The sequence below is a fragment of the Chryseobacterium sp. RLHN22 genome (genome assembly GCF_051011795.1).
Lineage (GTDB): Bacteria > Bacteroidota > Bacteroidia > Flavobacteriales > Weeksellaceae > Chryseobacterium > Chryseobacterium zhengzhouense.
In genome coordinates this window covers 82,169-96,820 of record NZ_JBPCHW010000001.1, presented here as the reverse complement: position 1 = coordinate 96,820, position 14,652 = coordinate 82,169, and the positions used below count along the sequence as shown (strand labels likewise).

17 protein-coding genes are annotated in these 14,652 nt (G+C 37.6%); 9 read left to right on the top strand and 8 right to left on the bottom strand.

Annotated features, from left to right (window positions below; genetic code table 11):
- Nucleotides 1-86: 86 nt before the first annotated feature.
- From ACR1PN_RS00505 to ACR1PN_RS00470, 8 genes are all read right to left on the bottom strand, one after another.
- The gene (locus ACR1PN_RS00505) at nt 87-962 is read right to left on the bottom strand and encodes a pirin family protein (protein WP_433978400.1); all 876 of its coding nucleotides are present in this window, start codon (nt 960-962) and stop codon (nt 87-89) included.
- A gap of 134 nt (nt 963-1,096) precedes the next feature.
- Nucleotides 1,097-1,681, bottom strand: a complete 585-nt coding sequence (locus ACR1PN_RS00500; protein ID WP_433978399.1) for a Crp/Fnr family transcriptional regulator — start codon at nt 1,679-1,681, stop codon at nt 1,097-1,099.
- 9 nt (nt 1,682-1,690) lie between these two features.
- On the bottom strand, nt 1,691-2,002 hold the full coding sequence (locus ACR1PN_RS00495; protein ID WP_248876681.1) for a hypothetical protein: 312 nt from the start codon (nt 2,000-2,002) through the stop codon (nt 1,691-1,693).
- A 9-nt stretch (nt 2,003-2,011) separates the two neighbouring features.
- Nucleotides 2,012-2,359, bottom strand: coding sequence for a hypothetical protein (locus ACR1PN_RS00490; RefSeq protein WP_433978398.1), 348 nt, complete (start codon nt 2,357-2,359; stop codon nt 2,012-2,014).
- 133 nt (nt 2,360-2,492) lie between these two features.
- Complete coding sequence (locus ACR1PN_RS00485; protein WP_433978397.1) at nt 2,493-3,113, bottom strand: alpha/beta hydrolase; 621 nt, start codon at nt 3,111-3,113, stop codon at nt 2,493-2,495.
- A 2-nt stretch (nt 3,114-3,115) separates the two neighbouring features.
- Nucleotides 3,116-4,069, bottom strand: a complete 954-nt coding sequence (locus tag ACR1PN_RS00480; RefSeq protein WP_433978396.1) for a ring-cleaving dioxygenase — start codon at nt 4,067-4,069, stop codon at nt 3,116-3,118.
- A gap of 56 nt (nt 4,070-4,125) precedes the next feature.
- Nucleotides 4,126-4,422 carry a GNAT family N-acetyltransferase gene (locus ACR1PN_RS00475; RefSeq protein WP_300230282.1) on the bottom strand — a complete coding sequence of 99 codons (297 nt, stop codon included), beginning with the start codon at nt 4,420-4,422 and terminating at the stop codon, nt 4,126-4,128.
- Nucleotides 4,423-4,481: 59 nt separating this feature from the next.
- Entirely contained in the window at nt 4,482-5,414 is a 933-nt protein-coding gene (locus ACR1PN_RS00470; RefSeq protein ID WP_378173557.1) for a ring-cleaving dioxygenase, read from the bottom strand.
- 223 nt (nt 5,415-5,637) lie between these two features.
- On the opposite strand from ACR1PN_RS00470, the gene ACR1PN_RS00465 reads away from it, so the two are divergent.
- From ACR1PN_RS00465 to ACR1PN_RS00425, 9 genes are all read left to right on the top strand, one after another.
- On the top strand, nt 5,638-6,111 hold the full coding sequence (locus tag ACR1PN_RS00465; RefSeq protein ID WP_433978395.1) for a Dps family protein: 474 nt from the start codon (nt 5,638-5,640) through the stop codon (nt 6,109-6,111).
- 57 nt (nt 6,112-6,168) lie between these two features.
- Entirely contained in the window at nt 6,169-6,864 is a 696-nt protein-coding gene (locus ACR1PN_RS00460) for a LytR/AlgR family response regulator transcription factor (protein WP_433978394.1), read from the top strand.
- Nucleotides 6,865-7,259: 395 nt separating this feature from the next.
- Nucleotides 7,260-9,467 (top strand): ATP-binding protein, encoded by a 2,208-nt coding sequence (locus tag ACR1PN_RS00455; RefSeq protein WP_433978393.1) that lies wholly within the window; start codon nt 7,260-7,262, stop codon nt 9,465-9,467.
- A 12-nt stretch (nt 9,468-9,479) separates the two neighbouring features.
- Nucleotides 9,480-10,538 (top strand): NADH:flavin oxidoreductase/NADH oxidase, encoded by a 1,059-nt coding sequence (locus ACR1PN_RS00450; RefSeq protein ID WP_433978392.1) that lies wholly within the window; start codon nt 9,480-9,482, stop codon nt 10,536-10,538.
- A gap of 25 nt (nt 10,539-10,563) precedes the next feature.
- Nucleotides 10,564-11,112, top strand: coding sequence for an antibiotic biosynthesis monooxygenase (locus ACR1PN_RS00445; RefSeq protein WP_433978391.1), 549 nt, complete (start codon nt 10,564-10,566; stop codon nt 11,110-11,112).
- Between the two features lie 303 nt (nt 11,113-11,415).
- Nucleotides 11,416-11,973, top strand: a complete 558-nt coding sequence (locus ACR1PN_RS00440) for a hypothetical protein (protein ID WP_433978390.1) — start codon at nt 11,416-11,418, stop codon at nt 11,971-11,973.
- A 463-nt stretch (nt 11,974-12,436) separates the two neighbouring features.
- Nucleotides 12,437-13,486 carry a cupin domain-containing protein gene (locus ACR1PN_RS00435; RefSeq protein ID WP_433978389.1) on the top strand — a complete coding sequence of 350 codons (1,050 nt, stop codon included), beginning with the start codon at nt 12,437-12,439 and terminating at the stop codon, nt 13,484-13,486.
- Nucleotides 13,487-13,491: 5 nt separating this feature from the next.
- Nucleotides 13,492-14,184 (top strand): YoaK family protein, encoded by a 693-nt coding sequence (locus ACR1PN_RS00430; protein ID WP_433978388.1) that lies wholly within the window; start codon nt 13,492-13,494, stop codon nt 14,182-14,184.
- A gap of 5 nt (nt 14,185-14,189) precedes the next feature.
- Nucleotides 14,190-14,651 (top strand): redoxin domain-containing protein, encoded by a 462-nt coding sequence (locus ACR1PN_RS00425; RefSeq protein WP_433978387.1) that lies wholly within the window; start codon nt 14,190-14,192, stop codon nt 14,649-14,651.
- Nucleotide 14,652: the final 1 nt, after the last annotated feature.

Genomic DNA, 14,652 nt, shown 5'->3' with positions numbered 1-14,652 from the left:
CAAAAAAATAGGCTCAGATAATAAAATCCAAGCCTAAATATTTTTAAATATTCACTCCTAAAAAAGTGACTGTTTAATTTTTTCTATCACATCGTCATCGGAACTTCCATCAACAAAATCTCTGTATCTTCTGAAGTCGATTTAATGTTCAAAGCGGAAATATCCCAGATTCCGAAACCGTCTCTTTTTTCCAGTTTTTGACCTTCAATTTCTGCGCTTCCTTTTAGAATAAATGCATAAACACCATTTCCATTTTTCTTAATCTGATAATTGGTTTCGATATTATTTTCAAAATTCCCTAAGTGAAACCAAGCGTCCTGATGGATCCAAACACCTTCATCATCTGGATTTGGAGAAAGAATTTGCTGGAATTGATTCTGGCTTTTCATTTTGTCTAAAGTAATCTGGTCATATCTTGGTGTTACATTTCTTTTGTTTGGATAAACCCAGATTTGAAGAAACTTTACCAGACTGTCATTATTTTTATTGAACTCGCTGTGCATAATTCCGGTTCCTGCACTCATTACCTGAATGTCTCCACTCCTGATAATCGCAGAATTTCCCATACTGTCTTTATGCTCCAAATCACCTTCCAACGGAATACTGATGATTTCCATATTGTCGTGTGGATGTGTTCCGAAACCTCTTCCAGCCTCAACTTTATCATCATTCAGAACTCTTAAAACTCCGAAATGCATTCTCTCCGGATTATGATAATTGGCAAAACTGAAGGTATGATTACTGACTAACCAACCGTGGTCGGCTTTCCCTCTGGAATCTGCTTTGTGAAAAACAGAATTATCTTTAATTTTTGAATCCGTATTTGGTAAATGATTATATCCGATTGGTTCTAACGGTTCGATTTCGTCAATCTCATTTTTCATTGTATTGCCTAATGAAGCGGATGCGACAAACATTCCTGTTCCCAATAATCCTTTCTTTAAAAAATCTTTTCTGTCCATATCTGTTGTTATTTATTCGTTTTAATACAGCAAATTTAAACTGATGAAAACTCCTGCACATTTAACTAGTTTAATAAATAGACTTTGAGCAAAAAAAAATGCCAGATATTTTCATATTTGACATTTAAGTTCTATTATTTTCCTTTATTCGCAAGACGCTTACGGATTGTACTCACAAATTCCTTAGAAACCCCAAGATAAGAGGCAATATAATACTGCGCTACACGCTGCGGAATTGTAGGATACACTCTTATAAATTCCAGATAACGGTCTGTTGCAGGTTGCGAAATCGTATTAACCAAGCGGTTTTGAAGTGTCACCACATAACGCTGCATCATCATTCGGAAGGCTCTTTCAAACTTCGGAACTTTATAAAGCAATTCCTCTTTCGTTTCCGAAGTCAGCATATAGATTTCGGTATCTTCCAGCGTTTCGATAAAAATCTTCGAAGGTGTTTTGTTATTAAAAGAATCAATATCGGTAATCCACCAGTCTTCAACAGCGAACAGAAGCGTCACTTCAAAGCCATTTTCATCAAGATAATACGTCCGCACACAACCTTCTTTTATAAAACCTTCGAACTGGCAAATCTCTCCTTCACGCAGAAGATGCGTTTTCTTCGGAAACTTCTGAAGTGTGAGCAAATCTTCATAAATCTTTTCCTCTTCTGGAGTTAAAGTTACAAACCGCGAGATGTTTTTGATGATATTTTGAAACATAAATCTATTTTACGGCTGCAAATTAGGAAAAAGTGTGTAAACTTCATTCTTCAGAAGCCCGCTTCCTCCACCGTAATGGTCGATTACTTTCACATCTTTATCCAAAGCTGAACAAAAAACTTTGATGTCATTTTCAAATTTCTCATCCAAACCGGAACTTAATAAAACGATATCAACCTGATTTTCTTTAATATAATCCCCGCAAACAGTTTCATCACTTCGGATTTCCGCTTTCCAGCCGTCGTTATTTTCGATGATTCTTTTTAAAGTTTCAAGAATTTCCTGATTTTTTCCAATCACTAAAAAATTTAATGTTTTCATTTTTACAATTTATAAATGAATAAAAAGTGAAGTTCTTTCCTTCTTTTCGAGGTTTTTGGTTTTGTGACCTTTACCGGAAATATCTTCTACCAAAAGAATTTCTCCCGTTTGAAACTGTCTGATTTCACCTAATGAAGTTTCAATTTCTACGCCACCATCCAACAATACAATATATTGCTTTTGTGGAGCGTGATGAAAATCGTAATCATACTCGGCAGAAACTTTTCGGAACTGCAATTTTTTGACATTGATATCTTCTGACAAAAATCCAATTTCGCCTTGATTGATTAATGGAATTTCTACGTCTTCGAAGTGAGAGTCGCCGTTTTCGTCGCTGAATATTCTTGTGATTTTCATTATGTGATTAATTTTTATTGGAGTTTAAAAGTATTTTAAATTCTCGCAGATTTTTCTGATTTAGCAGATCAGTGAAATCTGCTAAATCAGAAAAATCTGCGAGAAAATATTTTTAAAAATTACTTTGAATAAATCATTTAAAAACAATAGAATTTGCCAATTCAATTTCCTCCTGATTGATTGAATGTCCGAAGTTGGCATAGACTTTCTCGGTAACATCAGCATTCATTTCTTTCAAAATATTCGCGGTTGCATACACTCTCTCCACCGGAACGTGGAAATCAGGATTACTCGTTCCCAGGAAAATCGGAGTATGTGCAAAATCGCCCTTGTAATTTTCACGATTGATTTTTTCACCAATAACTCCGCCGATGATAGCAACCGCCCCACCAAATTTTCGGGCATTTCTTGCCAAAAATTCCAATGTCAAACACGCACCCTGTGAAAATCCGAAAAAGTAAATATTTTCAGCCTTTATTCCTGCATCCAAAGCAGTTTGAACCGTTTTTCCTATAGTCTCTATTGCTGAGGACAACCAAGGTTCGTTTTGTTCTGTTGGTGCAATGAATGAAAAAGGATACCAGGTTCCGTTCGTAGCCTGTGGTGCCAGTAATGCATAGCCTTCTACATTCAAATGTTGGGATAGGCTCAAAATATCCTGAGCACTTCCGCCTCTTCCGTGAATCATTATTAAAACTTTTTCAGCTTCATTCAATGATTTTCCTCCTGTTTTTATATCTAAAATATGACTCATTTTTATCTGTATTTTTCTGTTGGATAATTAAATTGGGGTAAAACCTCAACCAAATGTTCTCTTTGTTCTTCAAATTGTGATGGCAGGCTCAAATGCTCCCCCAGAGACGCCAATTCTTCATCCACATCGAAACCTGGTCCTGAAGTGGCGATTTCAAATAAAACTCCGCCCGGCTCCTTGAAATATACAGAGGTGAAGTATTTTCTGTCTTTCACTTCGGTATGTTCCAACCCGAATTGGTTTAATTTTTCAATCATTTCAAGCTGAGTTTCCGCATTCGGAGTGGCAAAAGCGACGTGATGAACGGTTCCTCTTCCCGCCAAACCTTTCAGAGCAGTCGGTGTGCATAGCAAATCGACATATTTCCCCGGTTTATCTTCAGTTCCAAATCTGAATCGGTCTGAACTTTCTGCAATTAATTGATGATCCATTTGAGTAGTCAGCAAAGCTGCAGTTCTTTCGTAAGCATCAAGCCAGATTTCTACGTGGTGAATTCCTTTGAGGGCAAAATCTTTCGGAATAAATCCATTGCTGTAACCTTTTCTATCATCCTTCTCATTGAAAACCAGCTCCAAACCCAATCCGTCAAAATCTTCCAGATAAATAAAAACTTCGCCCGAAAATCTTTGCTGAGGCTGTTTAAAAGGAATATTAAACTGTTCCAAACGGTTCGTCCAATAATCCAAAGCATCCATCGAAACCGAGAAAGCAGTCGTATTTAGCATTCCTTTGCCGTGTCTTCCGTTGATTAAGCCTTTTCCATAAGGGAAAGTTGTCATAATAGTTCCCGGAGTTCCGAATTCGTCTCCGAAATACAAATGATAAACCTCAGAATAATCAAAGTTAACGGTTGTTTTTACCAATCGAAGTCCTAAAACTCCGGTGTAAAAATCTATATTTTCCTGTGTATCGCCTGTGATAGCGGTAACGTGATGAAGTCCTGTGATGAGTGACATTTTAGTTGATGGTATTTGTTGATTGTTAATGGCTTTCAGTGTTTGTTCTTCAGATTTTATGCTTCTTCTTTAAACCAGACATCGCTGTATTCTTCCGGATGACGTTTGAATTGCGCGTGAACATACGGACAAAGTGGAACGATTTTCAAATCATTTTCTCTGGCATAAGAAACCAATTGATTTAATAATAATTTCGCAAAACCATTTCCTGCATATTCGTCATCAACCTCGGTGTGATAAACAGTTAATTTATCTTTAATCACCGAAATATCCATTTTACCTGCCTTTTTATCGTCTGAGAACAGCTGAACTTCTCCTCTTGCGTTTTCTAAAACTACTTTTGTTGTTTCCATAATATTATTGCTTATTGTTTATTGCTAAATTACTCTGTTAATTAATGATAATGAATGACCTATGATAACTTCGGCAACACTTCTTCTATTTTTGAACGTAAAGGTTCGTGCTGTTTTGGAAGTTTTAAATTATTTCCCAATTCATTTAATGGTTCATCTACAGTGAATCCTGGATTGTCGGTTGCGATTTCGAATAAAACACCGCCCGGTTCACGGAAATACAATGAGTAGAAATAATCTCTGTCTATTTTTGGGGTAATATTCAATCCTGCAGACATTACTTTTTCACGGAATTCCATTAAAATATTGTCATCTTTTACTCTGAAAGCTACGTGGTGGTTGGTTCCTCCCGCATTTCTTCCAGCCAGAATTTTATCGTTTTCAATAATATCTACAAGATTTGCAGTTTCAATGGCATCGGTTGCAAATCTGTATCTTTCGCCTTCCTGTTTTTGTAAATCGTATCCGAAAATATCCGTTAAAACTTTAATCGTTGGATCAGCTTTTTTCAAGGTTAAAGTGATGTTATGGAAACCTTTCAAAGCATTTTCGTCTTTGATATCATCGGTTGTCCAGACTTTTCTGTCATCTTGCGTAGAAGATTCGATGAATTGTAATTGTAAACCGTCCGGGTCTTGAAATGAAATCAGTTTTTCACCGAAAATTTCTCCTTCTTCAACGTTTACATTAAACTGCTGCAATCTGTTTTTCCAAAACTCTAGGCTTCCTTTTGGAACAGAATATCCGATGTGCGTTGCCAAACCTGAACCGTTGGTTCCTTTACCAATTCCTTCCCAAGGAAAGAACGTTAAGATCGTTCCCGGAGTTCCTTCTTCGTTTCCGAAATAAAAATGGTAGGTTCCCGGATCGTCAAAGTTTACGGTTTTCTTTACCAGTCTTACTCCTAAAACCTGAGTATAAAAATCTAAGTTTCTTTTTGCGTTGTCTGCAATCGCTGTGATATGGTGCAGCCCTAATATTCTATTTTCCATTTTGTTGATTGTTTAATTTTGATATGACAAATTTATGGAGGTAAGATTTGTTTCACATTTAACTAGTTTAATAAATCATATTTTCAATCAAATCCAGATAAAATATTTTTTCAATACCAAATTCAACGACTCATTTTGCCCGTTCACCGAAAAATCTCTCAATTCAACAATATTCCATCCGAACTTTACATCATCAAAAAAGAACAACTTAAATCTCACTATTATGAAAACAAAAATCGGAATTACAGAAAAAAACACACAAGCTGTTGCAGATCAATTGGCAAAACTTTTAGCTGATGAAACTGTACTTTATATCAAAACAAGAAACGCACACTGGAACGTCACCGGAGATAATTTCCACGCCAATCACATTTTTTTCGAAGAGCAATACAAACAATTGGATGAACTGATTGACAGTGTTGCAGAACGTATGCGAAAAATCGGACATTTTGCACCAGCAACAATGAAGGCTTACCTTGAATTAACCCATCTTACAGAATACAGCGACAGAACCAACGATGGTTTAGGCTATATGAAAGACCTCTTGAGCGACCACGAAAGCATCATTGAATTTCTACGAGGAAACATCACCCCTTTTGCCGAAGAATTCAAAGATTACGGAACCAGCGATTTCATTACGGGATTGATGGAAACCCACGAAGAAATGGCCTGGATGATCCGTTCATACTTCAGATAATTGGGAAAAGAAAAAAGGAATAATTATATTTGTGTAAAATCATAAATAACTATCCCTATGAAAGCTTTAATCGTCGATGACAACGACATTGCAAGAACAACATTATCACATTTGGCAAAACAAATTCCGAGTCTTACAATTGTCAATGAATTTTCCAACGCGATTGAAGCTTACAATTATCTGCAGACCCATCCTGTTGATCTCATTTTCTTAGACATCGAAATGCCTGAAATGACAGGGATAGAACTCACCAAGAATCTCTCCGGAAAAGAAACGATCATCATTTTCACTACATCTAATAAAGAATATGCACTCGAAGCTTTCGAATTGAATATCGCAGATTATCTGTTAAAACCTGTGATGCCGGCAAGATTTTTACAGGCAGTAAGCAAAGCACAGGCTATTCTTGAAAGCCGAAAGGAAAATGTAGAAATCACAAAAGACGAGTTTATTTTCGTACGGGATTCCAATATTACAAGACGCCTGAAACTGGATGATATTTTGTATGCAGAAGCAATGGGCGACTACGTTAAGTTCTATACAAGAGAAAAAATGTTTGCCATCCACGGCAAGATGAAAACGGCGGAAGAACGTCTACCGAAAGATCATTTCATCAGGGTTCATCGGTCTTACATCGTTTCCGTCGGCAAGATAGACACCCTTCAGGATGGCGGAATTATGATTAACGGAAAATTCATTCCCGTTGCAGATGCGTACAGAAAAGCGCTCAACTCGAGAATGAATGTTTTTTAGGATTTGGGCAGCTTAATCCGCCTTCCGCTCTCAATCTTTTTTGCAGAACATTTCAGTTTAAATAGAACTAAAGAACAAGCAAAAAAGGATTTCCGCTCAAGTCGGGCTGCAAGAGATTCAACGCAAAAGAAACCTCAATATAAAAACAGGAGTTTGTCATTCCGTAGGAAACCTAACGAAGTGGTTCGACGAAGTCAATCTATACTTATTTTTTAGAGATTCATTTTTAAATCATCGCTTAGATTCCTACGGAATGACAAACTTAATCTTGAAATCTTTGCTGAGTGAAATCGAAGATTCGACGAAGTCAAACGTCTTTGCGAGCTTAAAAAATATTTTCAATAAGAGTAAAAAAATCTTTGCGGACTTTGGGTTAAAAACAAAGAAAAACATTTATGAAAAAGATATCCTCAATAATGAACAACAAGCGCTTCAGCTATTTTATCATCCTCACATTTATTGCGGGTTCTCTCCTATTGATAGCCGTTCAGATTAATTCAGCTCAAAATACAAAGGAGCTAATCCGTAATAACAATAAGCTTCTCAACGAATTGCGTTCCAGCAATCATCTGCGTGAAATCGACCGTGACATTCTGGGTGTTGAAAGCCGAATCAGAGCTTCCATTGCCACCAATGATACCACCCACCTTGAAGGCATCGACCAAAAGATCAGCCAGATAGAAAACTTTCTGGATTCTCTTTCCAAAGATAATGCTGATGCGGAAGAAGAAAGATTAATTCACCGGTTGAGCGTCCTCGCGATGGACAAGAAAACAACGAAGGACAAATTATTGCTTCGTTATCATACCCTCGGAAATATGGACGATCAGACTTCCATTGCCAACCCAAGAGCCAGAAAAATATCAAATGAGATTACTTCTATCACGGCAAAGATCTATGAAAGCCGTAAACTTCATATGGTAGACCTCAGCAAAAAAAACGAGGAAATGGGACAGAAAGCCAGATTGTATGATATTTCCTTGCTGATTCTTTTGATTTTAAGCGGATCCATCGTTGGCTATCATATTCTCCGCCAGTTCAAACGTCAACGATTATTAATTCAGGAATTGGACGTAGCTAAGAAAAAAGCAACCGTTGCCGCGGAAACCAAAGAAAATTTTCTTGCTAATATGAGTCACGAAATCCGAACACCTCTGAGCGGAATCTTGGGCTTTACCAACCTTTTACAGAAAAGACCATTGGATGAGACTTCAAAAGAGTTCGTTTCATCCATTCAACGTTCAGGAGAAAATCTGATGGCGATTATCAATGATATTCTGGATTTATCAAAAATCGAAGCCGGAATGATGCGCATTACCAAAGGAATATTCAGTATCAATGGATTGGTGAATTCTGTCGAAACGTTTTTTGTGGAGCGCGCCAAAGAAAAAGGATTGACGATTTCCAGTAAGATAGATCCATCTATTCCCGACACTTTGAATGGTGATGCAACAAGATTAACTCAGATTTTAGTCAATCTCATCGGAAATGCCATCAAATTTACCCATCAAGGTAGCATTACTATTGAAATTTACAATAAACAACTGACAGAAAATGAAGTCATTGTCGGTTTTAAAGTCTCGGATACCGGAATTGGAATCGATAAAGAAAAGCTCAGCGAAGTTTTTGAAAGATTTAATCAAGGAGAAGATTCTACAACAAGAAATTACGGTGGAACTGGGCTTGGTTTATCGATAGTAAAAAGTCTGATTCAATTGCAAAATGGCAATATTGAGGTAATAAGTGAACAGGGAAAAGGCACGACTTTTCATTTTTTCATTCCTTATGCCATTGCGAAAGAACAGATTAATGGGGCGCCTTCTGTTAACATCAATTATTTCAAAGATAAATCCAATGTACCTTTAAAAGTTTTAATTGTAGATGATAACGCGATCAATCAAAGCCTGATGAAACATCTTCTATCGCAATGGAACATTGATTATGATATTGCAAACAATGGTCTGGAAGCGGTGGAATATCTCAGAAATAACGATTGCGACTTGATTTTAATGGATATTCAGATGCCACAAATGGACGGTTATGCTGCAACACAAAAAATCCGTGAAGAACTAAAACTTGATATCCCGATTATCGCAATGACGGCACACGCATTGGCGGGAGAACGCGAAAGATGTATGAGCCGCGGAATGAACGAATATATTTCCAAACCCGTTAATGAAGATGAATTATTTAAATTGATTTCAGGTTTCGGATTGAAAGAAGGTAAAAATAATCAAGCAAAAGCTAACGAAAACAGTACTGTTTATCAATATATTGATCTTACTTATATGAAATCCATCAGCAATGGTGACAAAGATTTTGAAAGAACGGTCACTCTGCAGTTTTTAGACAAAATTCCGGGGCATCTTCAGGAAATGGAATCGGGTTATGAAAAAGCCGATTTTACGGTCGTAAAATTAAGAGCACACGATTTGAAATCAAGTGTTGCCATAATGGGATTACTACCATTATTAGAGGAAAAACTCAACATTTTGGAATTAACCAACGAAGAAAATCCAATATCGAAACAGACTTTGGAAGAAACAGAAGATATTTTGCTGAAATCACTTGATGAAAGCAAATTATTTTTACAATCACTGTAAATATAAAATATAATGAACTTATTCTCACCTTTAACCCTGCGCCAGCTGACCCTGAAAAACAGAATCGTGGTATCACCAATGCAACAATACAGTGCAAAAAACGGCATACCGGGAAATTGGCATCTTGTCCATCTCGGTGGAAGAGCCGTTGGCGGAGCAGGTTTGATAATGACCGAATGCACCGCTGTATCTCCAGAAGGTTTAGCTACTCTGAGCGACGTCGGAATCTGGAATGACGAGCAGAAAGATGCGTGGAAAAACATTGTCGATTTTGTACACGAGCAGGATGCAAAAATAGGAATGCAACTCTGGCATTCCGGTGGAAAAGGAAGCCTGAAACATCCCAACGAAAAAATGAAACCACTTACTAAAGAAGAAGGTGGCTGGACTGTAAAATCCTCTTCGCCTACAGAAATGAACGGTGTGATTCCTGAGGAATTGACGGTTGATGAAATTCAGGAGTTGAAAGTAAAATTTGTAGAAGCTTCACACAGAGCTGTGGAGGCAGGTTTTGACACCATAGAACTGCACGCCGGTCACGGTTATCTTTTCCACCAGTTCTATTCCACAGTCATTAATAAAAGAAATGACGAATATGGCGGAAGTCTGCAAAACAGAATCCGTTTTCTGGTAGAAACTGTTGGCGAAGTACGAAGATCAATTCCTGACGGAATGCCTCTTTTGGTGAGAATCTCGGCGGTCGATTATCTGGAAACACCGGATGCGTGGACTTTGGATGACAGCATTATTCTCGCAAAAATTCTCAGGGAAAACGGTGTCGATCTTATCACGGCTTCAGGCGGTGGATTTGCCAACGTCAGCAAAGACCGTGTTTTTCCTAATTATCAGGTTCCGTTTTCATCAACTATCAGACAACAGACCGGGATTGCAACAGGTGCGGTCGGGATGATTACCGAAGCTGTTCAGGCAAATGATATTATCGTGAATGATGAGGCAGATTTGATTTTCATCGCCAGAGAACATTTGCGTGACCCTTATTTTGCCTTACATTCCGCGAAAGAATTGGAATTGAAAGTTGAGATTCCGTGGCAGTATAAAAGAGCTTTTTAAATATCATTCATTTAAAATTAAGAGTATGGAAACTCAAGGCGCATCGGTCGTAATTACCCATCACGTTTTAGACGGCAAAGAGACAGAATACGAAAAATGGCTGGAGCATATTGTTCCGCTCACAAAGCATTCAGAAGGTTTTATTGACCATCAGATTGTGCGCCCGATTCCCCATCTTACGTTTATTTACACGGTAATCATTCGGTTTGACACTATTGAAAATCTCAAAAAATGGATGGAATCTGACGACAGAAAAAAACTGATTGAAAAAGCCAATCCACTTTTCCGAAAAAATGATAATTACAAAATAAAATCCGGGCTCGATTTTCTTTTTGAAACTGAAAATGAAACAAAAGTTCCCGTACGATGGAAACAGTTCCTGGTAACCTGGTCAGCCATTTATCCTTTGTCATTGTTGGTTCCATTGGTACTTCTCCCCTTTTTAAGATTTTTAAAAATCCCTGCAAATCATTATTCAGACGGACTTTTAGTTTCAGGCTGTATTGTTTTTCTAATGGTTTTTGCTGTAATGCCGAATTATACGAAACTGATTAGGAAATGGCTTTTTAAATAATATTAATCACATAAGAATCACTGTAAAATGCAGTGATTTTTTTGATTATAATAAAGGCTTTTCGCTTTTGTCATTCCGCTGGAATCTAAATTATTATTTTAAATACTTTGTTGAGATTCCTACGGAATGACAAAAGTGATATATATTAAAGTTATTATTTCTCTCTATTCGTTAATAAATATAAGCACGCATCCAACGACAGTTTCTGGCTGTTCATCGAACATCAACTGATTTTCCATTAAGTTGACTGTAGCTTTACATCATCAATTAATACAAACAATTAAAATTAAAACCAAAAACATTATGGAAATTCTACAAACACCAGAAAACGCACTGTCTCACTCAAGTGTAACCGCTATTATCAATGCACCATTCGAAAAAGTTAACATCGCAGATTGGTTATTAAACTTGCCCGACGCCGAATATCAAAGATGCTCAACCCAGCACATCGGAGCCGCTATTTCTACTACTTTTGACGGCGAACCGGTTTCGCTAAATGTTGAAACAATCGGAGACGCTTTGATGGTTCAGCATTATGTAGCCACACTGTATCGCCCGGATTATTGCAGAATGTTATCAATCTCCGATTCCATTACCAAAAACGGAAGAACGAAAGTCCAGGTTTTATGGGAGCTGAAAGCCACAAAAATTGATGACAACACGACTTTGTACACCAATGAAATCCACGCAACAGCAACTCCGGAAATGTTCGAATATTTGAAAGAGCACAATATTAATCTTGCAGATGCCGCAGCTTCAAGACAAGCCGCCTCTGATGCTCACAACCACGAAGAAACGCCCAACTTTGCAAAAAGTATCGAAAACAAAGCTTTGACAGGCAAATACAATCAGCCTTTTTAAAATCAACATTTTATATAGTAATTAAAATCATTGGGTTCATCCGGTGATTTTTTTGTTTAAAAACAATCTGTTTGTAACCAAAAGACTTTGTGTTTTGTTTCCTGTAGCTTGTTTGAAATAAAATACATTTTACTTTAATCTAAAATAAATTGTTCAGATTAAAAATCCCATCGGGATTAACTATTAATAGATAAACATATAAAGATACATTAAAGCTCTGTAAAAGCGACCTGTGAACCAGTAATTATAAGGTCGTTCCTACGGAACTCCTCCCGACCAAATTTCAATCTATTAACAGAATGCTCCTACGGAGCTGAAAAAAAAATCATCATCTTTTATATCATAAAACTCAACGACTCATTTTGCCCGTTCACCGAATGAAAGCTTAAAAATCACAGATTCAGGAGTAGTTTTACAATAGAAATTAAAGACAGACACTTATTAATAATCACTAAAAAATAATATGATGAATACTTCAACTTTAAGCTTCAAATACGAGTTAGAAAAACAAAACCCACGTACTAATGACCGAGGAACTACAAGAGGTGCTTCCGTAAAAGATTTTCCTGCATCAATTGGTATTGCCGGAGTTTCTATGAGACTGCAGCCCGGAAGTATGAGAGAATTGCACTGGCACGCCAATGCCGCAGAATGGGCGTATGTGATTTCAGGAACCGTTCGTACCACTATTATTCATCCGGACGGAAAAAGCTATACCGATAATTTTGAACCGGGAGATGTATGGTATTTCCCAAAAGGGTACGGGCACTCGATCCAGGCGACAGGAACGGAAGAGTGTCATTTCATTCTGATCTTTGATAACGGTAATTTTTCTGAAGATCACACATTCAGCATTACAGATTTTATATCCAGTGTACCGCCTGAAATTGCCGCCCAGAACTTAGGTTTAACTCTTGAAGAAGTGGCAGCGTTACCACAAAAAGAAGTCTATTTCGCAGCAGGAATTGTTCCGGATGAATTATCTTTCAATGCCACAGCAAGACCTGAAGAATCTGATATTGAATTAACCAATCTTCACCGTTATCCATTGCATTCCCAGCAGCCGAGAATCATTCCCGGAGGTGGTTTGCAGAGATTGGTAACGAGTAAAGAATTTCCTATCAGCAAAACAATGGCTGGTTCTATTCTGGAACTTCAACCCGGCGCTTTAAGAGAAATGCACTGGCATCCGAACGCTGATGAATGGCAGTATTTTATTTCCGGACAGGCCGAGATGTCGGTTTTCTTAGCGGAAGGTACGATTGTTACCGAACAGTTTAGTGCGGGAGATGTCGGTTATGTTCCGATGGGAGCCGGACATTACATCAAAAATACAGGCGATACGGTTTGTAAAGTATTGATTGGCTTCAACAGTGGAACCTATGAATCCATTGATCTGAGCGAATGGTTGGCCGGAAATCCGAAAGATGTTGTCGTAACGAATTTTGGTTTGAAGGAAGGCGAAATTGAGAAATTTCCTTCGAAAAAAGTATTCATTCAACCTGAAAAATAACGGTTTTGATTGCGGAAAAATCTCTTCTGTCATCCGACGAAATTAAAGTACAGGAGAAATTGGCCATCTTTTTAGCCTTCATCGCAGGATATATCGACGCAACGGGATTGATCAAATGGAAAACCTATGTTTCCTTTATGAGTGGAAACACCACGCAATTGGGAGCGGCTTTTTCCAGTGGAAAATATGAAGTCATTATCACATCAGTTACAGTAATTGGTAGTTTCTTAATTGGAATTTTTGCCGGGACCTGTTTTTCATTATGGAAGAAATGCAGCCTTAAAACGATTACTTTTTATATTGTTTCGGGAATTTTGATGCTTTATACTTTTATTAATTATTACCGTCAAATCCCTGTGATTCCTTCGATTACCATCATCGGTTTTGCAATGGGAATGATGAATACGATTGTAACGTCTATCGGAACCCTGAAAGTGAATACAGATTTTGTAACCGGAACATTAAACAGCCTTGCTAAAAATATGGCAATATTCACGATGAGTAATGATGAAAATGAGAAGAACGAGGCTAAGGAAAATGCAATCTATCTCTTGCTTTTGTGGATGGGCTTTTTGTCAGGCGCTGTGACGGCTCCCTTCTTACTAAGTATATTGAAAAACTGGATTTTGCTTTTACCTGCAGTTTTATTGCTAACTTGTAGAGGATTAATTTTCAATTCAATAACACCCAAAAACTAAATATTATGTTACAAAAAGGTACTGCTGCTCCCGATTTTACATTGTTTGCAACACCAGACCAGAAAGTCACTTTATCAGAATTTAAAGGTAGAAATGTCATCCTCGCTTTTTATCCCGCAGACTGGAGTCCGGTTTGCAGCGACCAGATGGCTTTATACAACGAAACTTTGAAGTTCTTCCATAAATATGACGCAGAACTCTTTGGAATCTCTGTGGACAGCAAATGGTGTCATCTTGCTTTTTCACAATCCAGAAACCTACATTTCCCATTGTTGGCCGACTTTGAAGCAAAAGGAGAAACAGCAAAAAAATACGGCGTTTACGATGATGAGGAAGGAGAATGCAAACGCGCATTATTCGTCATTAACAAAGATGGCATCATCGAATGGAGCTACCTGTCTCCTACCGCCATCAATCCCGGCGCAGACGGAATATTAGAAGCTTTGGAAAATCTTAACACAAAATAAT